Genomic DNA, 588 nt, shown 5'->3' on the forward strand with positions numbered 1-588 from the left:
AAGCTCACCGGAAAGGAGAACAGACCGATGGATGAAAAAGTAAAAGCTCTGAAAGAACTGCTGGAAATCTTGGTCGAACATCCCGATCTTGCAGAGCGGATAACGATCACGATTAAACCCAACAGAATCATTCAGAGCAACGAGACCCCCACGGATAACAAGTAATCCGTAAGAGCAGGGCGGCGGGTAGGAGCCGCCGCCCTCGCTTTTTAATTATAACCACCCACCGATGAAAAATCAAGGAGAATATATATGAACAGAGAGCGCAGAAAGGCCCTGCAGGCCATCGTTGACCAGCTTGAAACCCTCCAGATGCAGCTTGAGGAAATCCAGACCGAGGAAGAAGAATACCGGGACAACATCCCTGAAAACTTCCAGAGCGGCGAGCGGTACGAGCGTACCGAGGAAATCTGTGAAAGCCTGTCCGATGCGGTAAGCAGTCTGGAAGATGCCACCAGCAGCATTGAAGAAGCGATTGAGTAAGGAGAAGCGCCATGACCATCCGAGAGTTTGCAAAGCTGAACAATTTTCCCATCAAGGGCAAGCTGACCCGCATTCCTGATGAGGTCGAATACGACTTCAACGACC

1 protein-coding gene is annotated in these 588 nt (G+C 50.3%); it reads left to right on the top strand.

The genetic code is table 11. The annotated features are described in order from the left end of the window. Positions 1-252: 252 nt before the first annotated feature. Positions 253-483 (top strand): hypothetical protein, encoded by a 231-nt coding sequence (locus DWY76_RS13780; RefSeq protein ID WP_112122202.1) that lies wholly within the window; start codon positions 253-255, stop codon positions 481-483. The last annotated feature ends 105 nt before the right edge of the window (positions 484-588 follow it).

The sequence above is a fragment of the Faecalibacterium sp. AF27-11BH genome, assembly GCF_003603005.1.
Taxonomy (GTDB): Bacteria; Bacillota; Clostridia; order Oscillospirales; family Ruminococcaceae; genus Faecalibacterium; species Faecalibacterium taiwanense.